We start from the raw sequence: 26,192 nt of genomic DNA on the forward strand, positions 1-26,192 counted from the left end.
TTTTTTAGATGGAATCCAACTTTATCGATTTTAAAATGAGTTGGATAATAATGCTTTCAACAACCGCAGCCCTTGGCTTATTGCTTACAAGGCCTGCTTATCTTGTGTTTCCTACCTCTCTTTTCCTCACCACCACAACAGCTCCGCTATCATCACTTCGCCGTTGGGCCGTATTAGTTGTTGTAGGGCTAGGTCTGTTGATTGTGGCGCTCGATGTCACCATACTCTACACCGCTTTGCCAACGCTAGAGCGCGAATTACATGCTAGTACTACTCAGGGTTTGTGGATTATCAATGCTTACCCTTTAGTAACAGCGGGCTTGCTACTCGGAGCAGGCACCCTAGGCGATCGGGTCGGACATCGAAGCTTATATTTACTCGGTTTATTGGTATTTGCTGCCGCCTCTTTTATGGCAGCACAATCCTTGACGGCTGAATGGTTAATTTTGGCTCGCGTGTTGCAAGCGGTGGGTGCGGCAGCGATGATGCCTGCCACCTTAGCGCTTTTACGTCTTGTTTTTTTGGATGAGCGCGAGCGTAACGTTGCTATTTCGGTTTGGGCCAGCTTATCGTTGCTAGGTGCTGTGTTAGGCCCTTTACTAGGCGGCTGGTTGCTTGAGCATTATGCTTGGGGAAGTATTTTCCTTATTAACTTGCCGGTGGCTTTATTGGCAATAATTGGAGCTTTGTGGCTGGCGCCCCCTCAACAGCCAGCTACAGTACTTCAGCCTTGGGATTGGCGCTCATCTTTATTAGCGCTAGTGGCTTTATCGTCATTTGTGGCGGCGATTAAAGAAATGCTTGCCTCCCAGATATCGTTGTGGCTGATGATATTGTTATTTCTTGTCTCCCTTGGTGCGGCGATTTTATTTATCCGCCGCCAAACCACCTTGAGCTACCCATTATTAGATTTTTCCTTGTTTCGCAATGCGGCTTTTAGTTCAGGGGTACTGGCTGCGACCTTTGTAACGTTTGCTACCGGTGCACTACTCCTAAGTATCGCGCAACGTTTTCAATGGGTGGCTGCTTATACTCCCTTACAGGCCGGCTTATTAGTATCTGTCGTGTTTGTGGGTACCTTACCCAGTGGGTTAATAGGCGGTGCATTATTACACAAAGTCGGTTTGCGCTCTCTGTTATCGGGCGGTTTAGCCGTAGCTAGCGTAGGCCTATTGCTGGCTGCCTTCAGTCTTGACTTCGATATAACGGTGTTGGTGCTTGCTTTGTTAATCGCTGGCCTAGGTCTAGGCGCCACCATATCGGTTGCCTCTACGGCTATTATCGTCAATGCTCCTACCCACCGGGCAGGGATGGCAGCTTCGGTGGAGGAAGTCGCGTATGAGTTCGGCAGTTTGTTCGCAGTAGCAATATTGGGCAGTTTATTAACTGTTTTATATTCAAGTTCTTTGCAGTTGCCGTTTGATGCTCCAGAGGCTGCACGACATGGGATGGCCGAAGCTTTGATGTTGGCGTCTCAGGCAGGGGCTTCGGGTGGCGCTTTATTCGCGGCGGCGGCACGAGCGTTTGATTATGCTTTTAAGATGGTCATGCTTACTGCGGCGGCTTTGCTTTTTGGTGGGGCGCTTTTGACTGCTTATTTATTACGTCCATCGCGGCATATAATAACTGGCTCTGTAGTGGTGTCAGCGTAGTTACTACACTAAGTGAACGTTAACGGGCCGCTTTATTGAGGCCCGTTTTTCTGTGTTAGTGTCAGCTTACTGCGTTTAAAAAAAACAATTATTCAACGATAGTGATAGTGGCTTTAACGAGTAATCCCAGTAAGGTATGGGGTGGGATTACACCGTTTGAGTGGCAATAGTTCGTGCGCATAATAAGTGCTAGCTTGGACGATTAACGAATTATATTTAAGTACGAGGAGAAGCGATGAGTACCCCGATTGTTATTATGTTCGCGATTTATATCGCTATTATGCTTTTAATTGGGTGGTTTGGTTACCGCTCTACGCAGGATTTGTCCGATTACATTTTAGGCGGCAGAAAACTGGGGGCATTTGTCGTGGCCCTTGCTGCGGGCGCATCAGACATGAGCGGTTGGTTATTAATGGGCTTGCCCGGAGCTATTTATACCGAAGGTATTTCTGCGTCATGGATTGCTATAGGACTGATTATAGGCGCTTATCTGAACTGGTTATTTGTCGCACCACGTTTACGCGTGTATACAGAACGTTCTGGCGACGCCCTCACACTGCCTGATTATTTTTCTAATCGATTCGATGATAGAAATAACATTTTGCGCATCGTTTCGGCGGTTGTGATCTTAGTGTTTTTCACTTTGTATTGCGCATCCGGTGTAGTGGCTGGGGCCCGCCTTTTTGAAAGTATGTTCAACATGCCTTATCACACCGCCTTATGGGTGGGGGCGGTGTGCACGATTGCCTACGTTTTTATCGGCGGCTTTCTAGCAGTAAGTTGGACCGATACCGTTCAAGCGTCGTTAATGTTCACCGCTTTAGTGTTGACCCCGTTATTCATTCTTAACGATGTTGGCGGGGCAGGGGAAGCGGTTTCAGTGGCGCAGCAAGTCAATATAAACAGCGTTAATATGTTGTCTGGGGTATCGACACTAGGGGTGTTGTCAGCCTTAGCTTGGGGGCTAGGTTATTTTGGTCAGCCACATATTTTGGTCAGGTTTATGGCGGCCGACTCAGTTCAAACCATTCCGAATGCACGCCGCATTGGCATGACGTGGATGATTCTGTGTTTGGCGGGAGCCGTAGCAGTAGGCTTTTTTGGGATTGCTTATTTTCATGCGAATCCTGAGTTGGCGTCTGGTGTCGAGGCGAACGCTGAACGTGTATTTATTGAGTTGTCTATCCTCTTGTTTAATCCTTGGGTGGCAGGGGTATTGTTAGCAGCCATTCTCGCGGCCGTTATGAGCACGTTGTCTGCTCAGTTACTGGTGTGCTCAAGTTCTCTGACTCAAGATATTTATAAAACCTTTATTAAGCGGGATGCTTCCGATCAGCAGTTGGTGTGGTTTGGGCGTACGATGGTATTGGCGGTAGCGTTAGTAGCTATTTATTTAGCTTCAGACCCCAATAGCCGTGTGTTGTCGATGGTGAGCTATGCTTGGGCTGGTTTTGGGGCCGCCTTTGGGCCCGTGGTGTTACTGTCACTGGTGTGGTCGCGTATGACACGCGCCGGAGCCTTAGCGGGGATGATAACCGGCGCCTTGGTGGTACTGCTGTGGAAACGCCTGGCTTGGATCGAACTTTATGAAATAGTGCCAGGTTTTCTCTTGGCTGGCGTAGCGATTTATCTTGTCAGTATGATGACCGCGGCGCCTAGTAGGGAAACGACGGAATTATTCGATGCCGTGCAGCGAGAAACACGCAGTGGCAGTTAAGCAGCTTATGATTTTTGGATGAAATGCAAGGCCGGCGAATGCTGGCCTTGTTGCACGACCAGCACGTTAATTCAAAGGGGTAGTGCGTATTAGCCCTACGGCGATACCTTCGAGTGAAAAGCTGTCTGGGTCGTCAATGATGATAGGCTCAAAGTCTGGATTCTCGGGTAGTAGCATCACTTGCTGACTAGAGCGGTGTAAGCGTTTGACAGTGACATCATCGCCAATACGCGCCACGATGATTTGTCCGTGGCGTGCCTCAGAGACTTTTTTTACGGCGAGTAAGTCGCCTTCAAGTATGCCTGCGTCACGCATACTGAGACCACGCACGCGTAGTAGATAGTCGGGTGTGTGGCTGAATAAACCGCTGTTCACCCCGATTTCACGTTCAATATGTGCAGCAGCTAATATGGGGCTACCTGCAGAGACACGACCAATAACCGGCAAGGTAAGTGCGTCTAGTAAAGACTCTACCATGGGCTTGGTTTCTTCCAGTAATAAACGTATGCCGCGTGAAGCACCGGCAGTAAGCTCTATAGCCCCCTTGCGCGCAAGTGCCTTTAAATGGTCTTCGGCGGCATTCGCAGAACGAAATCCGAGCACTTGGGCAATTTCAGCACGAGTAGGGGGAAACCCGGTACGCTCGATTTCAGTGCGGATGATATCCAGAACTTGTTGCTGGCGGGCCGTGAGCTTAATCATTGTTGAGTCTTATTGGGCTGTTTATTTATACAGCTTCGATTTTGCGCTATTTCTCGTGTTTTTGCAAGGTTTACAGGCTTTTCCCGCTATAAGCGCTCAGGGGAATGATGCTTTGGTTGGCTCGATAGAGGCAGTGGCGACGTAAAGGGTTAGTCGGCTCAAGATTAGGGTGTTCGAAATTATGTACGTACTGCATGCCTAGTTTTTGCATTAACTGTTGGGAAGGCAGGTTGAGTAAGCTGGTGAACGCAAGAATTTCTTCGAGTTTTAGGCTATGTAGACCAAACTGCAAACAGGCTTGGGCGGCCTCATAGGCAAAACCTTGGCGCCACCAACGAGGCTCTAAACGCCAGACGATTTCTACGCAAGGCATAAAATCCATAGCAGTATGGGGGATATTAAGCCCCACAAGCCCCATGAACTCGCGTGTTTCTTGATGTTCTACTGCCCATACACCCCAACCATATTGATTGATGAAATCACGGCAGCGTTTGAATAACATTTTGCTTTGATGCGGATAAAGAGGCGCGGGGAAAAAGCGCATGACCTCAGGGTCGGCATTGAGGCGTATCAGTGGCGCCAGATCTGCCGCCTTCCATTGCCGCAAGCGAAGTCTGGTGGTGCGAATTTCTTGCAAGCGTATAAGGCTGGGATACACAGGTTTCATTATTAGCACTCAGCCTAACGTAACGCTAGCTCTAGTAGAAACGGCACCCTAAAAAAGGTGCCGTTGCCGACTTACTTTAGCACCGAGGCAATCGCCTGCACAACGTAGTCGATATTATGATCGTTCAGTGCTGCGACGCAAATGCGGCCACTGCTCACCGCATAGACGCCATGTTGGTCACGCAATACGTCGACCTGTTCAGCAGTTAGACCTGAGTACGAGAACATGCCGCGCTGCTCCATAACAAAAGCAAAGTTATGGTGAGGAACTTTAGCTTTCAGTTTGCTGACTAACTGTTCGCGCATGCTACGGATACGATCTCGCATTTGGGCTAGCTCGTCCGACCACAGTTGAAACAGTTCAGGGTTGCTTAAAACCGTGGCGACCACTTTACCGCCGTGTGTGGGGGGGTTAGAGTAGTTGGTGCGGATGACGCGTTTAACTTGGCTAAGCACCCGTTGACTTTCCTCTTGACTGGAAGTGATCAGGGTTAGGGCACCCACACGCTCACCATACAATGAGAAAGATTTGGAGAACGATGAACTGATAAAGACGGAGATGTCTTGGGCGGCAAATTGACGCACGATCGCCGCGTCTTCCTCTAGGCCTGCACCAAAGCCTTGATAAGCGATGTCTAAAAAGGGAATCAGTTGTTTTTCTTTGACAGTCTGGATAATGCCAGCCCATTGCTCTGACGTAGGGTCTACGCCGGTGGGGTTGTGGCAGCAAGCATGCAATACCACAATAGAGCCTGCAGGCATGGCTTGTAAGTCTGCCTGCATGCCTGCATAATTAAGACCGTGTGTGGTGGCATCGTAATAGGTATAAGTGCCTACTTCGAAGCCGGCGCTTTGAAATAAGGCGCGGTGGTTCTCCCAACTGGGGTTGCTAATATAAACCCGAGCAGAGGGCTGCAGCAGTTTTAAAAAATCAGCCCCAATTTTTAAGGCACCTGTACCACCTAGTGCCTGGACGGTTACGGCTTTGTCCGTTGCGATAAGGGGTGAGTCAGCACCCAACAGTAAACGTTGAGCCCCTTGGTTGTAGTCGGCGATCCCTTCTATAGGTAAATAGCTTCGCGCGTTAGCAGCGGCGGTTAACGCATGCTCTGCTGACTGTACTGCCTTAAGTAAGGGGATGCGACCTTCTTTGTCGTAGTACACCCCAACACCTAGGTTAACTTTACCGTCACGCTTGTCAGCGTTGTATTGTTCATTGAGTCCTAAAATAGGGTCGCGGGGGGCAAGCTCGACGTGTTCGAATAGCGATGTCATATTGTTATACGGTTATGGGAGATAAAAGGGGTAGTGTACTAAAGTGATACTATGATAATAAAAGCTTAATCCTGGATGTGTCTAGCTAATGAAGTCATTTGAACCGTGCTTTCTGGAGTTTCCAGGTAGTCCCTTCCGTTTACATCAACCTTTTCCCCCAGCTGGGGATCAGCCTGCAGCAATCGATCAGCTTCTTGAGGGGTTGGCGGACGGGTTGATGTATCAAACCTTACTGGGAGTGACCGGTTCGGGAAAAACATACACGATGGCCAATGTGATTGCCCGCTCCGGCAGGCCAGCCATCGTATTGGCGCCTAATAAAACCTTGGCGGCGCAGTTATATGCAGAGATGCGAGAGTTTTTCCCTCGCAATGCGGTGGAGTACTTCGTTTCTTATTACGATTATTACCAACCCGAGGCTTACGTACCATCGCGCGATTTATTTATCGAGAAAGACTCGTCAATCAATGAACATATTGAGCAGATGCGCCTGTCGGCCACTAAAAGTCTGCTTGAGCGCCGTGACACCATTATTGTCGGCACTGTGTCGTGTATCTACGGTATAGGCAACCCGGGTGACTACCATGCCATGGTCTTGACCTTGCGCACGGGTGATCGTATAGGGCGACAAGAGCTGTTGGCACGGTTGGTGGCCATGCAGTATGAACGTAACGATGTGGATTTTGCGCGTGGCGTATTTCGTGCGCGTGGCGAAATTATTGACATTTTCCCAGCGGAAAACGCCGAGCATGCCCTACGGGTAACCTTATTTGATGACGAGGTCGAAACGCTGGAGCTATTTGACCCTCTGACGGGTTCTGTGTTGCAAAAGTTAGGGCGGTTTACCGTATTTCCTAGTTCGCATTATGTCACCCCCCGAGAAACAGTGCTACGGGCCATTGAAGGCATCAAAACGGAATTGCGTGAGCGTTTAGAGTTTCTTAATCGCAACGGGCAATTGGTTGAAGCACAACGTTTAGAGCAGCGTACGCGGTTCGACTTGGAAATGCTGGTTGAATTGGGGTTTTGTAAGGGTATTGAGAATTACTCTCGGCATTTGTCGGGAGCGGCCCCGGGCGAGCCGCCGCCTACCCTTATTGATTATTTACCTCGTGATGCCTTGATGTTTATTGACGAAAGTCACGTGACGATGGGACAGCTTAGTGCCATGTATCGTGGTGATAGGTCGCGTAAAGAAACGTTGGTTCAGTTTGGTTTTCGTCTGCCTTCGGCAATGGATAACCGTCCTCTCAAATTAGAAGAGTTTGAGCGTCGTATGCCCCAGACAATATTTGTCTCGGCCACTCCGGCCGCCTATGAGCAAGAGCATGCGGACAATGTGGTTGAACAGGTGGTGCGTCCTACAGGATTGGTTGATCCCATCATTGAGTTGCGGCCGGCTGTGACACAAGTGGATGACTTGTTAGGGGAAATTAAGCTGCGTACAGATGTCCAAGAGCGTGTGCTGGTGACTACTCTGACTAAGCGGATGTCCGAAGATCTGACTGACTATCTGAGTGAGCATGGTATTCGAGTGCGCTACTTGCACTCGGATATTGACACCGTAGAGCGGGCGGAAATTATTCGGGATCTGCGCCTTGGGGCATTTGATGTATTGGTTGGGATCAACTTACTGCGTGAAGGGCTAGATATTCCCGAGGTTTCCTTAGTGGCGATTTTAGATGCAGACAAGGAAGGATTTTTGCGCTCCGAGCGCAGCCTGATTCAGACAATAGGACGAGCGGCTAGAAATCTGAACGGCAAGGCGATTCTGTACGCAGACCGGGTCACGGATTCTATGCAGCGCGCCATGCAAGAAACAGAACGGCGCCGCAATAAGCAAATACAGTTTAATGAAGAGCACGGCATTACCCCTAAAGGCGTGACTAAAGCGGTGCGTGAGCTTATTGATGGGATTGTGGTACCCAGTAACGTGGGCGAGCAACTATTGGAGGACTTTCCGATTGAGTTGTTACGTGATGAGAAGGCCATGTCGCGGGAAATACGCAAGCTTGAAAAAGAAATGATGGACCATGCTAAAAATCTAGAGTTTGAACAAGCAGCGCAAGCGCGTGACAAGCTGCATAAACTGAAAGACAAACTACTTGCCTTGTGAGCAGAAGGGGCAGGGCATAACGTTGTGATGGAACAACGGTGTGCGTAGCGCTGGGACTATCTTTTTTAATAAAGAAATATAAATTTGTCCTAGGTCATTCGTTGTCTGCAGTGGTTCACGCCACTTTTCCGCTATTTATCGCTTTTCTTCTTGGAGCTATTCGCGCTGAGTTACTGTTAATCAAGTCGTGTATAGCATGTAATATTTACATCATAAACGCAGGTGGTGGGCCTGAGATTTGTTATACTGGACTAAAATGGTCGGATATGGATTTAAGCATCCGTACATATTAGTTATAGGCAAGGAAACTATCATGCGTTTGACGACTAAAGGGCGTTTCGCGGTAACAGCGATGATTGATCTGGCATTACGCCAGCAAAGTGGGCCAGTTACTTTGGCCGGAATCAGCCAGCGTCAGGGTATCTCCCTTTCTTATCTGGAGCAGCTTTTTGGAAAGTTGCGTCGCCATGAGCTGGTTGACAGCGTACGCGGGCCAGGGGGGGGCTACACCTTAGCTCGTTTAGCACGTCATATTACAGTGGCCGACATGGTGTTTGCTGTTGATGAGCCGGTAGATGCCACGCAGTGCGGGGGTAAAGGCAATTGTAAAGTGGGTGAAGACGGTACGCGTGGCGAATGCATGACACATGAGTTATGGGCGACACTTAGTCGTAAAATGGTAGATTATCTTGACTCTGTATCGCTGCAAGACTTAGTTGATAAGCAGCGTATGCGACAGCTAGAAATAGCCGCTCAAGAAGCGCATAGGAATGAAGCGAGCACAGCCAGTGTGTAAATGCGCTGCGGTTGGCCGGCTAAAAGCTCAATCAGGAATATTATGACAAGTAATAAGTCCCGTATCTATTTGGATTACGCTGCGACCACGCCAGTGGACCCTGAAGTGGTGGACGCAATGTTGCCTTGGCTTTACGAGCGTTTTGGGAATCCCGCCTCTGGTAGTCACGACTACGGCTGGGATGCCCAAGATGCCGTTGAGCATGCTCGGCGGCAGGTGGCCGCTTTAGTGGGGGCAGAGCCGCGTGAAATTGTGTGGACCTCGGGCGCAACAGAATCTATCAATCTGGCCTTGAAGGGTGCAGCACAGTTTTACCAGTCGCGTGGCAAACATATTATTACTCTCAAGACCGAACATAAGGCGGTGTTAGATACTTGCCAGGCCCTTGAGGAGCAAGGCTTTGAAGTTGCCTACTTGGATGTGCAGCCGGATGGTTTAGTCAATCTAGAGCAGTTCAAGGCTGCCTTGCGTCCTGATACGATTCTCGCTTCGGTATTGCTCGTTAATAATGAAATAGGTGTGATTCAAGATGTGCCAGCGTTGGGGGCTGTGTGTCGGGAGCACGGAGTGGTTTTCCACGTGGATGCGGCTCAGGCACCAGGTAAAGTAATAATCGATCTGGCTTCTTGGCCGGTGGATCTCATGTCCTTGTCGGCACACAAAGTTTATGGGCCTAAAGGTGTAGGGGCTTTATTTGTACGTCGTAAACCCGCTATTCGTTTGAAGGCTCAAACTCATGGCGGTGGGCATGAGCGAGGTTTTAGATCAGGTACTTTAGCAACCCATCAAATTGTGGGCATGGGGGCGGCGTATGCGAAAGCGCAGCAGCTCATGGAGGCGGAAACTCTACGGGTTGCGCAACTGCAGCAGCGTTTGCTGGATGGTCTCAAAGATTTGTCCGGTTTGCATGTGAATGGTAGTTTACGCGCTCGCGTGCCTCATAATATAAGCCTTAGCTTTGAGAATATTGAAGGTGAGGCCCTGATGATTTCTTTAAGTGAGCTTGCCGTCTCTAGTGGCTCGGCCTGCACTTCGGCCAGCCTTGAACCTTCTCATGTATTGCGGGCCTTGGGTTTAGACGACCAATTGGCACACTGTACGCTGCGTTTGAGCTTAGGGCGTTTTACCACTTTTGAAGAAATTGATCGTACGATAGTGGCTATAAAAGAAAAAGTAGCCCATCTACGGGCGATCTCTCCCTTGCTTGACGCTAATCCCCTACCTGTTTAAGAAGGACTGAGAGTACAGTAATTATGGTTTATAGTCCCTTAGTGATGCAGCATTTTCAGCACCCTTGTGGTGTGGGGGTGCTTGATATTCAGCAGGACAATGTAGTGTGGGCGCAGGCGGGTACCCACGAGCAAGGTGCATTAGTACACGTCTACTTGCAGTGGTCAGCACAAAACACCATAGAGCAAGCACGTTTTAAAGCTTATGGTTGCCCTTGTACGATTGCGGCCGTGTCCTGTCTAGTGTCACAATTGACGGGCTTGGATGTTGCGCAAGCAAAGGCATTGAGTGCGGGGAATTGGGCCGCAGCACTACAACTTCCGCCCATTAAGTTGCACTGTGCAATGCTTGCCAAAGAGGCGGTGACCACTGCTTTACAACATTGGCAAAATAAACAGCAGGACTAGAAAGGGCGTGTTGCCTTTTTAGATTTGATTTTGTAGGAAGGAACAATATGTCTATTAATTTAACTCAACAGGCCGCTGAGCATATTGCTCGGCACTTGAAAAAACGGGGTTCGGGCATAGGGTTGCGTTTGGGGGTGCGTCTGACAGGCTGCTCGGGCATGGCGTATAAAATGGATTATGTCGATGAAGCGGTAGAGGGTGATCAGCTCTACGAAGAGTTTGGCGTCAAATTATACGTGGATCCAAAAAGCCTCCCGTTTATTGAAGGTACGACGATAGATTACGGACGCGACGGGCTTAATGAAGGGTTCCGTTTTCGTAATCCTAACGAGAAAGCGTCCTGCGGATGCGGTGAGTCTTTTACTGTTTAGGTTGATATGTCTTTACGATTTGGGCTGGCGGCTAATCAATTGCATCACGACTCGGCGGATGCAGCACTATTTCACTGGCTGAGACGCTCTGCCAGTGGTATACGAGAGCTTGAGATCGAGCTCTATACCGTTGGGCGTACCTGTAATGCGATCGAGCGTTCGGGCTTGCTAGAGGGGTATGCTGGCTTAATTCGTTACCCCTATGGGCGCGAAGGTGGCTTGATGAAGCTGGTGGCGCGAGTCACACGTAGCCCAGATGGCACTCCTCCATTTGATGGTGCTATTTACCTCATTGATCCTGTCGATCCGTCCTCTGTTTTTCCCGAGGCACAGGCTTTAAAGCGACAGTGCATTACGCATGGTAAACCGTTCATCTCTACGCTGATGGGCGCGATAGAGTGGGTCGAGGTAGAGCGAGTGAGCCGTGGGTTATGGCCTGACTCTAGTCATAAGCGAATGTTTGATCTCAACGAACAAACTGTGGCGTTGATTGCTCACGATGCGTTGAAGGCCGAAATGGTGGATTTTGCAGCTCAGCATTTTGATTTATTATCTCGCTTTGCTCAGCGTGTGGGCACAGGAACCACCAGCAACCGTCTTAATGATATGGCGTGGTCTAAGGGGTGGCCTAAAGACACTCCTTGGGTACAGGCTTATCTGAGCGGTCCTTTAGGGGGCGATGCGCAGATTGCTGAGTTGGTGTTAGAGCAGCGTTGTCAACGAGTGATTTTTTTTGAAGACCCTCATGTAGCGCGACAGCATGAAGCCGATATTCAACTGTTAGAACGCGCGGTGCGCGTTATTACTGACAAAGCCAGTTGTATTGCTTCTCCTGTGGTTGCCCATAAGTGGGCAAGGGCTGTTTCGCGTATGCTGTGATTGTGTCGTGCATCAGCTAATGCTGTCATGCTACTAAAGCATGTGTTAAATAAACTAAGCCGCCCCTTGAGGCGGCTTAGTTTTTCTGTACTATCCCCCCGTATGAAAAGGGAGGGCTGCTTGCTTAGTCTTCGCGACGTAAATGAGGAAAGAGAATGACGTCTCGTATCGCAGGGCTATCACTTAAAAGCATCACCAACCGATCAATGCCAATACCACAGCCGCCTGTGGGAGGCATGCCGTATTCTAAAGCTCGGATGTAGTCGGCGTCGTAGTACATGGCCTCTTCGTCGCCCGCATCTTTGGCTTGCACTTGAGCTTGAAAGCGCGCTGCTTGGTCTTCAGGGTCGTTGAGCTCAGAAAAACCATTCGCTATTTCCCGGCCGGTAATGAATAGTTCAAAGCGCTCAGTGATCTCCGGATGCAGATCTGAAGCGCGAGCTAAAGGGGAAACCTCAACGGGGTAATCAATAATAAAAGTCGGGTTCCAAAGCTTGGACTCAGCAGTTTCTTCGAATAGAGCCAGTTGTAGGGCTCCTAGGCCGGCATTCAGCAGTGGTGGAGCATTCACATCAACTTTTAGGCGTTGTAGCTCTTGGCGTAAAAAGTCAATGCTGTGTAGCTGCTCGTCGCTGTATTGTGTGGTGTACTTTTGTATCGCTTCGGTAATCGTGAGGCGGTCAAATGCTTGGCTTAAATCAAGCGTTTGTCCTTGATACTGAATGCAGGCGCTACCGCAAGAGGCGATCGCCGCTTCCCGAATCAGGGTTTCGGTGAAGTTCATCAGCCACTGATAGTCCGTGTAAGCCGCGTAGAATTCCATCATGGTGAATTCTGGGTTATGACGCGGGCTCACCCCTTCATTGCGAAAATTTCGGTTGATCTCAAAGACGCGCTCAAAGCCCCCAACGACTAACCGTTTTAAGTAAAGTTCAGGCGCAATGCGCAAGTACATTTCCATGTCTAGGGCATTGTGGTGGGTCGTAAAAGGCTTGGCCGAGGCTCCCCCTGGTATGGGGTGTAGCATAGGAGTTTCGACTTCTAGAAAGCCTGATTCGATCATGTGCTGACGTATGCTGCCGATGGCTTTACTACGCGCCAGAAATGTCTTTCTAGTTTCCTCGCTCATAATGAGATCGACATAGCGCTGACGGTAACGCATTTCTTGGTCAGCCAAGCCATGAAACTTGTCAGGCAAAGGGCGCAGCGATTTTGTTAATAAGCGGATGCTAGCAGCGTGAACAGAGAGCTCACCTTTATTAGTTTTGAAAACCGTGCCGCTCACCGCTAAGATATCGCCGATATCCCATGTTTTAAAGTCTTCGTAAACCTCTTCGCCTACCGAGTTTTTATCCAAATAGATTTGAATGCGCCCGCTGCTGTCTTGCAACGTAGCAAAACTGGCTTTACCCATCACACGCTTAAGCATCATACGGCCTGCTACTTGAGCTTGATGGCCCTCCTTGGCGAGCGTCTCTTTATCTAACTGGTCATACTGCTGATGTAGAGTTTGAGCGTGAGTGTCGGGTTGAAAGTCGTTAGGAAAAGCTTGGCCTTTTTCGCGTAATTTATCGAGTTTGGCGCGACGCTCAGCGATGAGGCGGTTTTCATCCACGGGTGTGATGTGGTCTGTGGGTTCGGTCATGGTATGGGTTCTATTCGTAGTGACGTATATCGTCTATGGTGACACGGCCAAAGTTGGGGCTGTCTAGGTAGGCGACGATGCGCTGTGCAGTGAGTTCAGCCGAGCTAAGTTGCTGATTTTTGTGCAAGTCAATAAAGCGGTTAAGGTCGGGGAAGTTGTCTTGGTCTTGCGAGCGGATATGGGCTTGCATATCAGTATCGATCACTCCAGGGGCCAAGGAAACCGCTTGTAGATCTGGGTTTTCTTGCTGGAGCACTTGGGTGTAGTAGTCAAGAGCGGCTTTTGTCGATCCGTAGACCGCCCAACCTGCCACCGGCCTGCGACCTGCGCCGGAGGAAATATTCAGAATTTGGCGTTGCGTCTTATGTGGCGCGTGCTGCAAAAAAGCGCTGCACAGGCTAATAGGCGAGAGCAAATTCAGTTGGTAGGCAGTGGTAAGGGCCGTAGAGTCGTCGAGGTTTTTACAGGCAGCTACAGGAGCTACAGTGCCGGCATTATTGATCAATACATAGCGCTGCGCTGGCGTAGCCAGTAGGCCTTGTATTTGCTCCACGGCGCTACGGGCACCTTCTGGCGTACTGAGATCTGCCTGAACATGTAGGTGATCAAATGAGGGGTGTGTTTGTGCAGCCCAGGGTAGGGCGGCGCGCGACATGGTAACCAGCAGGGTGTTGGGGCGTGCGTAGCACTGTGCCAATGCTGCTCCTAAGCCGCGTGACGCTCCTGTCACAAACACTAGGTTTTCAACGTGCATTTAAACCCCTAGTTTTAGGCTGGCTTCAATAAAGGGATCAAGATCCCCATCCAGAACCTTTTGTGTATTAGATATTTCGACGTTGGTACGCAGGTCTTTAATGCGACTTTGATCCAGCACATACGAGCGGATCTGATGGCCCCAACCCACATCGCTTTTCGAATCTTCCAGCTTTTGCTGTTCCGCCATGCGTTTGCGCATTTCTAGCTCGTACAAACGTGATTTCAGCATTTGCATGGCTTCTGCGCGGTTGCGGTGTTGAGAGCGATCATTTTGACACTGTACAACAATGCCCGTCGGTTCGTGCGTGATACGAATGGCTGAGTCGGTTTTGTTGACGTGCTGGCCTCCGGCACCACTGGCGCGATAAGTGTCTACACGCAGGTCCGCAGGGTTCACGTCAATTTCAAAGGAGTCATCAATTTCGGGGTAAACGAATACGCTGGAAAATGATGTATGACGTCCGTTGGAAGAGTCAAAGGGGCTTTTGCGTACCAGTCGGTGCACCCCAGTTTCGGTGCGCAAATAACCATAGGCGTGATCGCCTTCGATTTTAAGCGTGGCAGATTTCACCCCGGCTACGTCACCGTCAGACTGCTCAAGAATCTCGACTTTAAAACCTTTATGCTCGCAATAGCGTATGTATTGCCGTAACAACATAGAGGCCCAGTCTTGTGCTTCTGTACCGCCCGCGCCTGCCTGGATATCCATAAAGCAATTTAAGGGATCCGCAGGGTTAGAGAACATGCGTCGGAACTCAAGTTCGTCAATTTTGGTGGCCATACCGTCTAGGTCTTGTTCAATGGCGACAATCATGTCGTCATCATGGTCCAAGGCAGCCAGTTCAAATAAGTCTCGCGCATCTTGTAAGCCGCTGTGTAGTGTGTCGAGTACGCCGACTACATTCTCTAGGCTTTTTTTCTCGCGTCCTAAGTCTTGGGCTTTTTGTGGGTTGTTCCAGACATTAGGGTCCTCCATTTCGGCGTTGACTACTTGCAAACGCAAAGATTTGTCAGCGTAGTCAAAGATACCTCCGTAGGGCTTCTTCTCGTTCGGAGTAATCTTCGAGACGAGCTTCTAGTTGATTTAAACGTTCCGATTCCATGGCCAATCCGATATTTCAGTAAGGTTTCCCGATAAATAGGGGAAACCTTGGATTTTAACCTGATCGGGGAGAACTGGCACGTTTAGGATGTACGGGGCGTAAATTTGTATTTATGCCGCCAAGCGATAATTGCTTTGCGTAGCACTATACGACGAGGCAAGGGCAGAGTCGCCGTCAGCGTATTCTGAAGCGCGTAGCGAATCTTGCTCATAGTCTACGGAGTTTGGGTCATCGCACTCTAGCTCAAAGTGTGAGACTACCTCTTGGAGACGTTCGGTTTCTGTCAACTGCTGTTCGGTGGTTTGGGCGGCTGCTTGCACTAAGGCGCTGTTATGACGGGTGATTTGATCAAGCATCGTCATGGCCTGACTAACCTGCTCAACACCAGCGGCCTGCTCTTGTGAGGCTTGCGCGATTTCAGCAACGATGTTGCGTACTTTGTGCACCGTTTGCTGTGTGTGCGACATCGCACGTTCCATGGAAGCCGCTGAGCTAGTTCCATTTTTTACTTGCTCGATAGAGCGCGAGATCAGAGTTTCGATTTCGCGTGAGGCATCGGAGGAGCGTAAGGCTAGTTGCCGTACCTCGGTGGCCACCACCGCAAAACCTCGGCCATGTGTGCCAGCACGAGCGGCCTCCACGGCGGCATTTAAAGCGAGAATATTGGTTTGAAAAGCGATGTTGCGTATAAGAGTTGTGATGTCGCTCATTTGACGCGAACTGTCTCGTATGGACTCCATGTTGTTAAGTAAATTTTGGGCCAACGTAGTGCTATTGAGCACTTGCTGTGCTGCTTCTTGAGCAAGCCTATCGGCGTGTTGCGCGTTATCAGCGTTTTGACGCACAGTTTGTGCCAACTCTTCCATGGTGCTGACGGTTTGTTCTACATTGGTGGCTTGTTCTTGCGTACGTAAGGCAAGGTTATGATTGCCCTGAGAAATGGATTGCGAACTTTCAGCAATAAATAAAGTTCGTTCACGTACTTGATTGACCGCCCCGTGTAGCCCAACCCCAATGCCATTTAGTGCATGCAGTAGTTCGCCTAATTCGTCGTGGCGAATCACTTGTAAGCGAGCCGAGAGGCGGCCAGCAGCAAGTTCGCGAGCTAAGGCAACGCCTTGGTCTAGAGGGTGTTTAATAGAGCGGTAAAGAGCAAGTAGACCTATGCCGCTAGCGGCAAAAAACAACAAAAGAGCGATCATCGCAAACCAAAAGGCTCGATTGCTGGTTTGTCTTGCTTGGGCGATCTCCAGATTCATGCGCGAAGACAGTTGCTGCTCAAAGTTATTGATGGCGGTTTCGATATTGGACGCTGCTTGGGCATATTGTTGGCTAAAAACCAAGACCTGGGCCATCAGTTGATTAGGTAAGGCGACACGTATACCCCCTTGGCCATCGTCGAACTCTCCGGCGGCAGTACTAATGGCTTCTACTTGTGTCGTGCTTAAGGCTAAGATTTGCTCGTAAGCAGACTCAATATTACGTAGTTCTTCGGCCGTAAAGGAAAGGCTGTGGAACTCTTGCAAGAGGCTAGGGAGCGAGCTGTTGGGAGTGGTATGTTTAAACGCCTGAAGCGCTTCTTCGTATTGTTGCTTAAATTCTATTTGTTGCGAAGAAACAAAGGCGATTGAGTGACGGCTGAGAGCATCGCTGGTGTTATTTAAACGATTCGCTAAGCGAGTCGCTAAATAACGATTTTCTTCGAGTTTTTGTAGATGGTCTTGGCTGTGCAGCAAATGCTGGGTGACGCCAAATATCAGTAATGAAAACAGGCTTAAGAAAATGAAGTACGCAATAAAGCCGGTTTTTATAGTAAGCAGTTTACGCAAGGTGGGCACTCCAGTTCGTTATAGGAATGCGAGCGTTGAACTAGCTTTTTAAACGCACCCTATCAAATTGAAATGATTGTTGCATTTCAATGTGACAAGGGCGTTTCTTCATAACTGTATCTAAAAATATCAGTTGTGGCGACGACGTGGGGTGCTGCTAACAACGGGACGTTTATTGAGGTGACGGAAAATGATACGCCCTTTGCTCAAATCATAAGGGGACATTTCCAATGTCACTTTGTCACCGGCCAAAATGCGTATATGGTGCTTACGCATTTTTCCGCCAGTGTAAGCGATCACCGGATGACCATTGTCTAAGGTGACACGAAAGCGAGAGTCGGGCAGGATTTCGGTCACAGAACCTTGCATTTCAAGTAATTCTTCTTTAGCCATACTAAGACTCCTATAAAAATAAAACATGCCCTGGCAAGCAAGCAGGGGCGAGTCGTTGGCGCAAACCAATAGGGGAGCAGGTCGCATATCGTGGAAGCGATTGCGGAAACGGCGGTATTCGGGGGGCGATTGCTCGCTACGAATGGGGTCTGCGCTTGCTTATCAACCTAGTGGCTGATAAATGTGCTGCCTGTCAAGGCAGTGGTGGATGAGGCCGGACGTGCCGGATAAAATGGTGTGCGCCTTGTATGCTGGGCAAGGGCCGTGCTGCGCTGCACTATAATAACAGAAGTATAAGGTAAATTAGTTGTATGGTCAAATAACTCGCTTGTGGAACCTCTTAATCGAAGGGGGGGTGGTTTTCTTATATACTTTCAAACTTTGGCCACGAACCTGTGCTATGCGTGTGGCGAGCAAGTAGAGACGATTTATTCCATGCAAGAACCTAAGCATCAGGGCTTGAGCGTAAGCAATATTGTTTTGTTGGTGATTCCCACCTTCTTGTGGGCAGGCAATGCCATTGTCGGACGGATGGTGCATGCATGGATCCCGCCTATTACCCTGAATGTTTTACGGTGGTCGGTGGCCTTTATTGTGCTGCTATTTTTTGCTCATAAAATTTTGCGCGCTGGTAGCAGCCTTTGGAGTCAATGGCGTCGTTATTCCATGCTTGGCTTACTAGGCATAGGTTTATACAACGCATTGCAATATATGGCTTTGCAGACTTCAACGCCTATCAACGTTACCTTAGTTAACGCCAGCTTACCTTTTTGGATGTTGTTGATAGGGCGTTTGTTTTTTCGCATGGTCGTGAGCCCACGCCAATTGGTAGGCGGGGTATTTTCTCTACTCGGCGTCACCATTGTGCTGGCACAAGGAGATCCGCAGCAGTTGCTTCATTTGCGCTTTGTGCCCGGTGATATTTACATGATCCTTGCGACGATAGCGTGGGCACTATATAGCTGGATGCTTAGTGCTAAGCCTCACCCCGAAGATATGCTGCAGCATTGGTCTTATGCGATATTTGCGCAAATATTCTACGGTGTGTGGTGGTCCGGTTTGTTTGCCGTAGGCGAGTGGCAACTCAGCGATTGGCAAATTCAGTGGAGTTGGCCTTTAGTGTTAGCGATCCTGTATGTCGGCATTGGCCCGGCTTTGATAGCTTTTCGCTGCTGGGGGGTAGCCGTACAGCGAGTCGGGGCCGCGACGGCAGGCTTCTTCGTGAATCTGCTGCCTATTTTTGCTGCTGTGTTATCGGTGTTGATACTGGGGGAAAGCCCACGGCTCTACCACGGGCTTGCTTTCTTGTTGGTGGTGGCAGGGATAGTGATATCTTCCGCGCGCCAAGGGCGCTAGCACTCTAGCAAATCACTGATGCTGTGGGCCTTTTATGGTGATGTATTCGGTCAGGTCAATGGTATGGCCATAAAGCGGTTGATCTGTACTAATAAACGCTTCTTGTACTGGCCGGCCTAGGAGCAGATGTTTTTCTTTAGTCGCTGACGGGTATAAGTGGGGTAGGGGTGGTGGTGCTATGCGGGTCGGGTTGATACGCAGAGCGAGAGGTTTCGGTGTGTAGCAGCTCAATCGCCAGTTTTAAGTGTGCAGCTTGAGATGTGATGTGCTTTACCGTGTGGCCTAACGTGTGCACCAGCTGGGTATTATCTTTGGTTCCTTGGTCAATGCGTGTAACGGCTTGGTGAATATGCACTAAGCCTGCTGCTTGCTCATCCGACGCCGCGGCAATTAAGGTGATAATTTGTTGTACCTCTCTGACCGACGTAACTATATTTTGCATGGAATTCTGGGTTTTTTCCACTTGTTTAGCACCATAGTTCATGCGTGTCACCGACTCTACGACTAAGGCTTTTATCTCACCCGCTGCCTGAGCAGTTTTCTGTGCTAATTGGCGTACTTCCGCGGCTACCACGGCAAAACCTCGCCCTGCTTGACCTGCTCTGGCCGATTCTACGGCGGCGTTTAGGGCTAAAATATTAGTTTGAAAAGCAATGCTTTCTATTATGCTGACTATGTCAACGATGCGCTGCGAGCTTTGATGTATTCCGTGCATGACGTTGACCATGTCTTGCACCACACCGCCCCCATGTTCCGCGGTGTGTAAACTATTTTTGGCGAGCTCATCGGCCAGTTTTGCATTATCCGCGTTTTGCTGCACTGTGGTAGTGAATTGCTCCATGCTGGCGGCTGTTTGCTCTAGTGAGCTTGATTGTTCTTGTGTGCTGGCCGCTAAATGCTGGTTATTGCGAGTGAGAAGGTCAGACGTACTTAATGAGGCATGAATGCCAGTACGTACATCGTGGGCTAAACCCACTAAACTATTACGCATCATATCTAAGTAGAAGTAAAGTTGCGTGACCTCTTCGTGTCGATTTGTCGTGTTGAGCTCGACCAGTAGATTGCCAGTAGCAATTTGCTGAGCTACCAAAGTCGCATGGTGTAAGGGGGCAAGCATGCGTCGGCCGACTAACCAGCCATAGGCAAGGAGTGCTACGTTGGTGCTACTAAGTGCTGCTAAGCTTCCGAGCAAGTAGGGCCCATTGGCTCCGCTGTGCAATAATAAATAAAAACTTAACGCGCTACACAGCAAGCTAAGTAAACCCAAGCGTAGTAAACAGGCGTGTAAGCTTTGGCCTAATGGTTTGGCAAAGCGTTGTACTAAAGACCTTATCGCGCCGCTGTACGGTTGACCTTGACGTAGGCCAGACCGTATCCGTGTTGATGAGTGCATGCCTTGATACAGTTGTTCGGCTGCTTGTATTTCCTCAGCATTGGCACGTGTTCGTACCGACGCATAGCCGACTACTTGGGCTTGCTGGAAAAGGGGAATGACACGTGCTTTAATCCAGTAAAAGCCACCATCCTTGCGTCGATTTTTAACTATTCCCGACCATGCTTGTTTTTTCTTCAACGTTTGCCAGAGATCTTCATATACCTGTTTGGGCATATCAGGATGACGTACAAGGTTGTGCGCTTTGCCTAGTAGCTCTGCTTGAGTATATCCGCTCACTTCAATAAACGCTTGGTTCGCATAAGTGATTCGGCCTTTTAGATCTGTTTTTGAGATTAGGTAAATTTGATCAGGTACGACGGTTTCCTGATCGGTAATCAGAGAATTCATGCGCATGACAGCATCACAAAAAAGAGCAGGCCCAGAACAAACGCAGGGATTTACGCTTCCGAGACAAGCACAGTGAGGGACCCCTGTTGCCGTGAAAGTAACATAGGTATCAAATTGTATCGTTTTGTGATGAGTGGCGGGCCCGCAAAGTCATGAGTTTTTGCTATTAATCAAACAAGTTGGTGTATGCGACAACATGCAAGCCGCAGAATGGTCGCACAAGCTCAGCGGTGGCAAAGCTTGTGCCACCGAAACTAAGCTACGCAAGTAGCCCGTGCTACTTGAGCTGATTAGTTTGCTGCTGCCCTGCAGAGGGTAAGTGCTGATAAGACATCACTTGTGTGCTGTGCGGTGTGTGTTGTAAACGGAGTATCTCTTCGTGGTGTTGCTGAGTAGAGCGATTCTCGTCGGGGGTGACCAGCACTTTCATCGCGTCTCCTAATTCATGTGCTTGTAGCGCAAGATTACGTACGGTGTGCCCCAACTCATGCACCAGCACGGCATTTTGGTGTGTCACTCCGTCCATCTGTGACATAGCTTGGTTTATTTGATCCAGCCCGGTTGCTTGTTCGATGGAAGCAACAGAGATCTCTCCAATAATGTCTCTCACTTGCTTGACGGAGGTCACAATATCTTCCATGGTGCTACCGGCACTAGCCGCTTGTTCTGCGCCTACGGCCATTTGTCCTACGGAAGCATCAATGAGCTGCTTAATTTCTCCGGCTGCTTGAGAGCTTTTTTGGGCCAGACTGCGAACCTCTCCGGCAACTACAGCAAAACCTCGTCCTGCTTCGCCGGCTCGAGCAGACTCAACCGCGGCATTTAAGGCCAAAATATTGGTTTGAAAAGCGATACTTTCAATCATGGTAACGATGTCCCCAATGCGTCGAGAACTATCATGGATTTTTTGCATAGTATCGACGACTTGATGCACCACGCCGCCACCACGCTGTGCAATTTGCATACTGGCATCGGCTAACTGGTTGGCTTGATTGGCATTGTCGGCATTTTGTTTGACCGTAACGGTGAGTTGCTCCATGCTCGCGGCCGTTTCTTGTAGCGAAGCGGCTTGATCTTCTGTACGGGTAGCTAAGTGTCTATTGTTTTTTTCCAGCGCCAATGATGTGTTAATTGAGTTTTCAATCCCGTGCCTAGCGTCATTAGCGATGCCAACTAAGCTTTTTCGCATTAGGTCCAAGCAAAAATAGAGTTGGCTGACTTCGTCGTGCTCTTGTGAGGGTGGGCAATCGATATCTATGCCTAGGTTACCTGCGGCGATTTGTTGGGCAATCATGGCCGCTTCATTCAAGGGCTGTGTTACACGCTGAGAAATAATCCAACCGTAGCCCATCATCAGAGCCATGGCGCCTAGCAATAAGCCGCTTATCCAAAGTTGTGCATTCGCCGGCACGCCACCGGTTAAAGCAAAGTAGCTAGCGGTTAATGTGGTGGCAATAGCGAGCATGCTCATACGAAACATGCTGGCGCGCAGGCTGCGATTAAAAGGCTGGCGCAGTAAGTTAAGCGTCTTACGCCAACCTGTGGGGGCTTTTCTCCCACCTTTCACTGTGTAGCCGCCGGCGCGATTTTCATTCAGGGCTTGGTAGAAGGCTTGCGCATCGGCGACTTGTTCTGCGCTAGGTTTGACACGCACTGAGGCGTAGCCGGTTACCTGACCATTTTCGTAGACTGGAATGGCCATCGCATAAACCCAATAAAAATCTCCGTTTTTACGTCGATTTTTTACTACTCCCATCCATGTCTGCTCGGCATGTAGCGTATCCCAGAGATCTTGAAACGCCGCTGCAGGCATATCAGGGTGACGTACGATATTGTGGGCTTTGCCAAGCAACTCTTCACGGCTGAAACCGCTAATATCGATGAACGCGTTATTGGCGTAAGTAATACGTCCTTTAAGATCTGTTTTGGATATTAAGTACTGGTCAGCGCGTACATGCACTTCGTGGGCTGAGATAGGATAGTTTTTACGCATTCAATGATCAAGTTTATGGTTCTATCTTATTTACGGTAGTTCTTTTGATTAATTTAGCTTTCTACTTTTCCTGCCAAAATTAGCAGCGATTCGACGGTGTGGAAAGTGTGTGGTAGCAGCAAGTTATAGTTCCGTTCGAATGCCCACAGCCCGTCTATAATCAGATAGCGTCGTTTTTATTGCTTAAGGCCAGAGGGTGTGTTTGTGAGTGTGATTATGGAACCTGCAGTCAGTGCTGAACTTGTGGCGGTGTTAATTGCTGTGAGCGATGGCGAACCTCGTGTGCTAACCACCGAGTGCGCGCAGGCGTTGCCAGCAGGGCCGTTCCAACAAACACATCGTTCCTTACAAACAGGCTTGAGAGACTGGGTGGAGTCGCAAACTCATCATCCCTTAGGGTATGTTGAGCAGCTTTATACCTTCGCCGACCGGGATCGTTTTAATGCGGATGGCTCGCGGGTTGTCTCAGTGAGCTACGTAGGATTAACACGAGAAGTAGGCCGGCCTGATATTGCTCAGGTAAGCTGGCAAGATTGTTATCGCTATTTTCCTTGGGAAGATTGGCGGGCTGGTGAGCCCGCTCTCATTGAGCAAGTGTTAATTCCAGCACTCAAGCACTGGGCGACACAGGAGCCCGAGCTTCAAGCCGCTCGTTGGCAACGCATTCAGTATAGTTTTGGCTTGCAAGGGGCCGCATGGAATGAAGACTTGGTGCTGCAGCGTTATGAACTGTTATTTGAAGCAGGTCTTGTTACCGAAGCGCAGCGACGCCAAGATAAACAGGCACTTTCCTCACTCAATACGCGTCTTGGCTTAGCTATGGTGCATGATCACCGGCGGATTTTGGCCACCGGTTTGGCGCGGGTGCGTGCCAAAATTAAATACCGTCCTGTTATCTTTGAGCTCATGCCCGCTGAGTTTACGCTGCTGCAGTTACAGCAAGCGGTCGAGGCGTTAGCTGGCCGCGGCTTACATAAGCAGAATTTTCGCCGCTTGATTGAACAGCAAGCTTTGGTTGAGGAGACAGGGGCGATGACAACGGGCGGATCGGGTCGTCCTGCGAAGCTGTTTCGTTTTCGGGGTGATGTATTGCTTGAACGCGCTATATCGGGGAGTAAGTTGCCGCTGGCCCGCCAGGCCCGTTAGTAGCAGGGTGTATCACCGCGTCGTATGTGCGGTTTATTTTGACAAATATTATGCTCAGTAGTAGCATAATTGCTGTCTATATTTTTTCGATTATATATACTCAATATGAGCAATAAAAAAGTGACCATACTAAAGGAGGCTGAGGGCAATGTGCTTTCATCTGTGAAAGAAGGCGTGGTGCCCCCTTTACCTGATGTAATGTTAGAGCCCCTTGTAAGGGCAACCTTGCTAGAGGATTTGGGTCGGGCAGGTGATCTGACGACTGATGCTATGGTGAGTCGCACCGAACAAGCGGAGCTACGTATTGTGGCGAGAGAGGCGGGAGTGTTGGCGGGACTTGACTTAGCACGCTTAGCCTTCCGCCTGTTAGATCCCACGATACATTTTGAGGCGTGTGTGTCAGACGGGGCTAACTTGCTGCCGGGGACCCCGATTGCTATCGTCAAAGGCTCAGCGCGCTCTATCCTGACGGCAGAACGCACGGCGTTGAATTTTTTAGGGCATTTAAGCGGTGTGGCCAGCGCAACGGCATCTATAGCCCGCGCTATTGCTCCTTATGGTACGCAACTAACTTGTACCCGAAAAACAATACCTGGTTTGCGAGCCCTGCAAAAATACGCGGTGCGCGTCGGGGGCGGGCGAAATCATCGCTATGGTTTAGATGATGCTGTATTGATTAAAGATAATCACATCGCTATTGCCGGTGGTTTACGTGTGGCGGTAGAAAAAGCGCGTCAGTATATAGGGCATTTAGTCAGTATCGAAGTTGAGGTGGATACCCTTGAGCAACTACAGGAAGCCTTAGACCTAGGGGTGGATTGTGTCTTGCTGGATAACATGGAGTTGGCGGTATTGCGTGAGGCTGTTGAGTTGGTCGCAGGCCGCGCTACCACTGAGGCTTCTGGACGCATCACACCAGAGACAGCGGTTGAAATTGCTCGCTGTGGCGTTGATCGCATTGCGGTGGGGTGGATTACGCACAGTGCCAAAGTGCTTGATATAGGCTTGGATGCCTGATCATGATGCTCACTCAGCTTTTTTCTGCTTTGCGTCAACACGCCCCTGTGATCGTGGCGGGCGTGTTATTAGCCAGTGCTGCGGGCCTGTATGCGCAGCAAAGCAACCCTGCGACGCCCATGGCACCCAAGGCTTATCCGAACAAACCAGTGCATTTGGTGGTAACGTTTCCGCCAGGAGGCGGTACGGATTTGTTAGCGCGCAAGCTGGCTGCTCAATTAGAGCGGAAGTGGGGACAAAGCTGGATAGTGGAAAATAGACCTGGAGCCAGCGGTAATATAGGGGCACGGTGGGTAGCTAGCGCGCCAGCAGATGGTTACACCTTGCTTATGGTGAATAGTTCGTTTGCGATCAATCCTGGTGTGTTTGATGCCTTAGAGTTTGATCCCAAGCTTGATTTTACCGCGGTGGCAAACGTGGCGTATGTGCCGTCTGTGTTCGTGACGGCGCCGCAAAGTGATGTGCACACCATGGCTGATGCTTTGCAACTCGCCCAGAGTGCAGAGGGAGTGCATTTTGCCTCTTGTGGAAATGGTACGCCTCAACACTTAGCGGGTGGCTTATTGCAAGGCCTAGGGGCATCAAACTTATTGCATGTGCCCTATAAGGGTTGTGGGCCTGCATTAACCGATGTTATGGCGGGTCAGGTGACATTAGGGATAGTCACATTGTCCAGTGCGAGTGCTTTGATTGAGGCAGGGCGTTTACGCGCCTTGGCGGTAACGTCGCCGCAGCGTCACCATACCCTGCCGCAAGTACCCAGCGTGGCACAAGCCTTGGGGCAGCAGTATGAGTTGGATCAGTGGCACGGTGTTTTGGCGCCCGCTGGCACTCCTGTTGAGGTAGTCGAAAAGCTCAATAACACCATCAATGAGATCGTAGCCCAAACGCCCATTCGAACAGATCTGGAAGCGTTAGGGTACACCTTGACGGCACAGCCGGCCCGGGAGTTCCAAGATATTGTGTGGCGTGATATAGATCGGTTTATGGCGCTAACAGACACCATGGGACTGCGGGCGCAGTAGAGTTAATTATAGAAAAAGGGCATCTTGTTCGGTGGGGGGCGGGAGGTATTCCCGGTGAAACCAGTGCTGTTCGAGAAATAAACGATGGCATAAGCCATCTTTACTGCTGTTCTCAGGGATGAGTAGCTCGGCACGCTGGCTGCTATCTTGATTGAAGTTGTCAGCTTCCACTTCGGCGGTGGCAAAGTAAGCTTCCGGGTTGAGCTCAGGTACGCCGTGATCTTGTACAAACTGAAGTATGGCCGCGCGGCCCAAAGGGGTCAACGAGTAGGTGTAGCTCATGATCCGTCTCCTGTGATTAGGAGTATTTATCATGCGTGTTTATGCTCGAGAGC

Annotated in this window: 23 protein-coding genes; 12 read left to right on the forward strand and 11 right to left on the reverse strand. The window is 49.7% G+C overall.

Annotation, left to right across the window (positions count from 1 at the left end):
- Window positions 1-50: 50 nt before the first annotated feature.
- Window positions 51-1,652 (forward strand): MFS transporter, encoded by a 1,602-nt coding sequence (locus OSH01_RS14170; protein ID WP_266124773.1) that lies wholly within the window; start codon window positions 51-53, stop codon window positions 1,650-1,652.
- A 235-nt stretch (window positions 1,653-1,887) separates the two neighbouring features.
- Complete coding sequence (putP, locus tag OSH01_RS14175; RefSeq protein ID WP_266124774.1) at window positions 1,888-3,369, forward strand: sodium/proline symporter PutP; 1,482 nt, start codon at window positions 1,888-1,890, stop codon at window positions 3,367-3,369.
- Window positions 3,370-3,435: 66 nt separating this feature from the next.
- On the opposite strand, the gene lexA is transcribed toward putP, so the two are convergent.
- The 3 genes from lexA to OSH01_RS14190 all read right to left on the reverse strand — a co-directional run bounded on the left by lexA (window position 3,436) and on the right by OSH01_RS14190 (window position 6,012).
- The gene (gene lexA, locus OSH01_RS14180; protein ID WP_266124775.1) at window positions 3,436-4,071 is read right to left on the reverse strand and encodes a transcriptional repressor LexA; all 636 of its coding nucleotides are present in this window, start codon (window positions 4,069-4,071) and stop codon (window positions 3,436-3,438) included.
- A gap of 70 nt (window positions 4,072-4,141) precedes the next feature.
- A complete protein-coding gene (locus OSH01_RS14185) occupies window positions 4,142-4,738 on the reverse strand; it encodes a GNAT family N-acetyltransferase (RefSeq protein ID WP_266124776.1) in 597 nt (198 codons plus the stop codon).
- Between the two features lie 71 nt (window positions 4,739-4,809).
- Window positions 4,810-6,012, reverse strand: a complete 1,203-nt coding sequence (locus tag OSH01_RS14190; protein WP_266124777.1) for an amino acid aminotransferase — start codon at window positions 6,010-6,012, stop codon at window positions 4,810-4,812.
- A gap of 88 nt (window positions 6,013-6,100) precedes the next feature.
- Here OSH01_RS14190 and uvrB point away from each other — a divergent pair, with 88 nt between their 5' ends.
- The 6 genes from uvrB to OSH01_RS14220 all read left to right on the forward strand — a co-directional run bounded on the left by uvrB (window position 6,101) and on the right by OSH01_RS14220 (window position 11,811).
- The gene (gene uvrB, locus OSH01_RS14195; protein ID WP_266124778.1) at window positions 6,101-8,128 is read left to right on the forward strand and encodes an excinuclease ABC subunit UvrB; all 2,028 of its coding nucleotides are present in this window, start codon (window positions 6,101-6,103) and stop codon (window positions 8,126-8,128) included.
- A gap of 313 nt (window positions 8,129-8,441) precedes the next feature.
- Window positions 8,442-8,924: a Fe-S cluster assembly transcriptional regulator IscR gene (gene iscR, locus OSH01_RS14200; RefSeq protein WP_266124779.1), complete on the forward strand. Its 483-nt coding sequence runs from the start codon at window positions 8,442-8,444 to the stop codon at window positions 8,922-8,924.
- 42 nt (window positions 8,925-8,966) lie between these two features.
- Window positions 8,967-10,154, forward strand: a complete 1,188-nt coding sequence (locus OSH01_RS14205) for an IscS subfamily cysteine desulfurase (RefSeq protein WP_266124780.1) — start codon at window positions 8,967-8,969, stop codon at window positions 10,152-10,154.
- A 23-nt stretch (window positions 10,155-10,177) separates the two neighbouring features.
- Window positions 10,178-10,561, forward strand: a complete 384-nt coding sequence (locus OSH01_RS14210; RefSeq protein WP_266124781.1) for an iron-sulfur cluster assembly scaffold protein — start codon at window positions 10,178-10,180, stop codon at window positions 10,559-10,561.
- Between the two features lie 47 nt (window positions 10,562-10,608).
- Window positions 10,609-10,932, forward strand: coding sequence for a HesB/IscA family protein (locus OSH01_RS14215; RefSeq protein ID WP_266124782.1), 324 nt, complete (start codon window positions 10,609-10,611; stop codon window positions 10,930-10,932).
- A 6-nt stretch (window positions 10,933-10,938) separates the two neighbouring features.
- Complete coding sequence (locus tag OSH01_RS14220) at window positions 10,939-11,811, forward strand: methylglyoxal synthase (RefSeq protein ID WP_266124783.1); 873 nt, start codon at window positions 10,939-10,941, stop codon at window positions 11,809-11,811.
- Between the two features lie 124 nt (window positions 11,812-11,935).
- On the opposite strand, the gene lysS is transcribed toward OSH01_RS14220, so the two are convergent.
- From lysS to infA, 5 genes are all read right to left on the reverse strand, one after another.
- On the reverse strand, window positions 11,936-13,456 hold the full coding sequence (lysS, locus tag OSH01_RS14225) for a lysine--tRNA ligase (RefSeq protein WP_266124784.1): 1,521 nt from the start codon (window positions 13,454-13,456) through the stop codon (window positions 11,936-11,938).
- 10 nt (window positions 13,457-13,466) lie between these two features.
- The gene (locus tag OSH01_RS14230) at window positions 13,467-14,210 is read right to left on the reverse strand and encodes an SDR family NAD(P)-dependent oxidoreductase (RefSeq protein ID WP_266124785.1); all 744 of its coding nucleotides are present in this window, start codon (window positions 14,208-14,210) and stop codon (window positions 13,467-13,469) included.
- Window positions 14,211-15,315, reverse strand: a protein-coding gene (prfB, locus tag OSH01_RS14235) for a peptide chain release factor 2 (protein ID WP_266124786.1) whose coding sequence is annotated in 2 segments (ribosomal slippage) — window positions 14,211-15,233 and window positions 15,235-15,315 — 1,104 coding nt in all. Because the reading frame shifts where the segments join, the coding sequence is not laid out codon by codon here.
- A gap of 110 nt (window positions 15,316-15,425) precedes the next feature.
- A complete protein-coding gene (locus OSH01_RS14240; RefSeq protein WP_266124787.1) occupies window positions 15,426-17,144 on the reverse strand; it encodes a methyl-accepting chemotaxis protein in 1,719 nt (572 codons plus the stop codon).
- A 129-nt stretch (window positions 17,145-17,273) separates the two neighbouring features.
- Window positions 17,274-17,537 (reverse strand): translation initiation factor IF-1, encoded by a 264-nt coding sequence (gene infA / locus OSH01_RS14245; RefSeq protein ID WP_266124788.1) that lies wholly within the window; start codon window positions 17,535-17,537, stop codon window positions 17,274-17,276.
- A 435-nt stretch (window positions 17,538-17,972) separates the two neighbouring features.
- Here infA and OSH01_RS14250 point away from each other — a divergent pair, with 435 nt between their 5' ends.
- Complete coding sequence (locus OSH01_RS14250; protein WP_266124789.1) at window positions 17,973-18,893, forward strand: DMT family transporter; 921 nt, start codon at window positions 17,973-17,975, stop codon at window positions 18,891-18,893.
- 136 nt (window positions 18,894-19,029) lie between these two features.
- On the opposite strand, the gene OSH01_RS14255 is transcribed toward OSH01_RS14250, so the two are convergent.
- On the reverse strand, window positions 19,030-20,676 hold the full coding sequence (locus OSH01_RS14255) for a methyl-accepting chemotaxis protein (protein WP_266124790.1): 1,647 nt from the start codon (window positions 20,674-20,676) through the stop codon (window positions 19,030-19,032).
- A gap of 277 nt (window positions 20,677-20,953) precedes the next feature.
- Entirely contained in the window at window positions 20,954-22,669 is a 1,716-nt protein-coding gene (locus tag OSH01_RS14260; protein WP_290459121.1) for a methyl-accepting chemotaxis protein, read from the reverse strand.
- A gap of 216 nt (window positions 22,670-22,885) precedes the next feature.
- Here OSH01_RS14260 and OSH01_RS14265 point away from each other — a divergent pair, with 216 nt between their 5' ends.
- The 3 genes from OSH01_RS14265 (at window position 22,886) to OSH01_RS14275 (ending at window position 25,857) form a co-directional block, all read left to right on the forward strand.
- Complete coding sequence (locus tag OSH01_RS14265) at window positions 22,886-23,815, forward strand: NUDIX hydrolase (RefSeq protein ID WP_266124791.1); 930 nt, start codon at window positions 22,886-22,888, stop codon at window positions 23,813-23,815.
- A gap of 198 nt (window positions 23,816-24,013) precedes the next feature.
- Window positions 24,014-24,832 carry a carboxylating nicotinate-nucleotide diphosphorylase gene (nadC, locus tag OSH01_RS14270; RefSeq protein ID WP_266124904.1) on the forward strand — a complete coding sequence of 273 codons (819 nt, stop codon included), beginning with the start codon at window positions 24,014-24,016 and terminating at the stop codon, window positions 24,830-24,832.
- A 5-nt stretch (window positions 24,833-24,837) separates the two neighbouring features.
- Complete coding sequence (locus tag OSH01_RS14275) at window positions 24,838-25,857, forward strand: tripartite tricarboxylate transporter substrate-binding protein (RefSeq protein WP_376918110.1); 1,020 nt, start codon at window positions 24,838-24,840, stop codon at window positions 25,855-25,857.
- 6 nt (window positions 25,858-25,863) lie between these two features.
- Here OSH01_RS14275 and OSH01_RS14280 read toward each other — a convergent pair whose 3' ends face one another.
- Window positions 25,864-26,139, reverse strand: coding sequence for a hypothetical protein (locus OSH01_RS14280; RefSeq protein WP_266124793.1), 276 nt, complete (start codon window positions 26,137-26,139; stop codon window positions 25,864-25,866).
- Between the last annotated feature and the right edge of the window lie 53 nt (window positions 26,140-26,192).

This window comes from Alcaligenes endophyticus (genome assembly GCF_026344035.1).
Taxonomy (GTDB): domain Bacteria; phylum Pseudomonadota; class Gammaproteobacteria; order Burkholderiales; family Burkholderiaceae_B; genus Alcaligenes; species Alcaligenes endophyticus.

Bases quoted from the DNA above. Each gene is read 5' to 3' on its own strand.
- OSH01_RS14170 (WP_266124773.1), top strand. From the start codon at position 51: ATGCTTTCAACAACCGCAGCCCTTGGCTTATTGCTTACAAGGCCTGCT.
- putP (WP_266124774.1), top strand. From the start codon at position 1,888: ATGAGTACCCCGATTGTTATTATGTTCGCGATTTATATCGCTATTATG.
- lexA (WP_266124775.1), bottom strand. From the start codon at position 4,071: ATGATTAAGCTCACGGCCCGCCAGCAACAAGTTCTGGATATCATCCGC.
- OSH01_RS14185 (WP_266124776.1), bottom strand. From the start codon at position 4,738: ATGAAACCTGTGTATCCCAGCCTTATACGCTTGCAAGAAATTCGCACC.
- OSH01_RS14190 (WP_266124777.1), bottom strand. From the start codon at position 6,012: ATGACATCGCTATTCGAACACGTCGAGCTTGCCCCCCGCGACCCTATT.
- uvrB (WP_266124778.1), top strand. From the start codon at position 6,101: ATGAAGTCATTTGAACCGTGCTTTCTGGAGTTTCCAGGTAGTCCCTTC.
- iscR (WP_266124779.1), top strand. From the start codon at position 8,442: ATGCGTTTGACGACTAAAGGGCGTTTCGCGGTAACAGCGATGATTGAT.
- OSH01_RS14205 (WP_266124780.1), top strand. From the start codon at position 8,967: ATGACAAGTAATAAGTCCCGTATCTATTTGGATTACGCTGCGACCACG.
- OSH01_RS14210 (WP_266124781.1), top strand. From the start codon at position 10,178: ATGGTTTATAGTCCCTTAGTGATGCAGCATTTTCAGCACCCTTGTGGT.
- OSH01_RS14215 (WP_266124782.1), top strand. From the start codon at position 10,609: ATGTCTATTAATTTAACTCAACAGGCCGCTGAGCATATTGCTCGGCAC.
- OSH01_RS14220 (WP_266124783.1), top strand. From the start codon at position 10,939: ATGTCTTTACGATTTGGGCTGGCGGCTAATCAATTGCATCACGACTCG.
- lysS (WP_266124784.1), bottom strand. From the start codon at position 13,456: ATGACCGAACCCACAGACCACATCACACCCGTGGATGAAAACCGCCTC.
- OSH01_RS14230 (WP_266124785.1), bottom strand. From the start codon at position 14,210: ATGCACGTTGAAAACCTAGTGTTTGTGACAGGAGCGTCACGCGGCTTA.
- infA (WP_266124788.1), bottom strand. From the start codon at position 17,537: ATGGCTAAAGAAGAATTACTTGAAATGCAAGGTTCTGTGACCGAAATC.
- OSH01_RS14250 (WP_266124789.1), top strand. From the start codon at position 17,973: ATGCAAGAACCTAAGCATCAGGGCTTGAGCGTAAGCAATATTGTTTTG.
- OSH01_RS14255 (WP_266124790.1), bottom strand. From the start codon at position 20,676: ATGAATTCTCTGATTACCGATCAGGAAACCGTCGTACCTGATCAAATT.
- OSH01_RS14260 (WP_290459121.1), bottom strand. From the start codon at position 22,669: ATGCGTAAAAACTATCCTATCTCAGCCCACGAAGTGCATGTACGCGCT.
- OSH01_RS14265 (WP_266124791.1), top strand. From the start codon at position 22,886: ATGGAACCTGCAGTCAGTGCTGAACTTGTGGCGGTGTTAATTGCTGTG.
- nadC (WP_266124904.1), top strand. From the start codon at position 24,014: ATGTTAGAGCCCCTTGTAAGGGCAACCTTGCTAGAGGATTTGGGTCGG.
- OSH01_RS14275 (WP_376918110.1), top strand. From the start codon at position 24,838: ATGCTCACTCAGCTTTTTTCTGCTTTGCGTCAACACGCCCCTGTGATC.
- OSH01_RS14280 (WP_266124793.1), bottom strand. From the start codon at position 26,139: ATGAGCTACACCTACTCGTTGACCCCTTTGGGCCGCGCGGCCATACTT.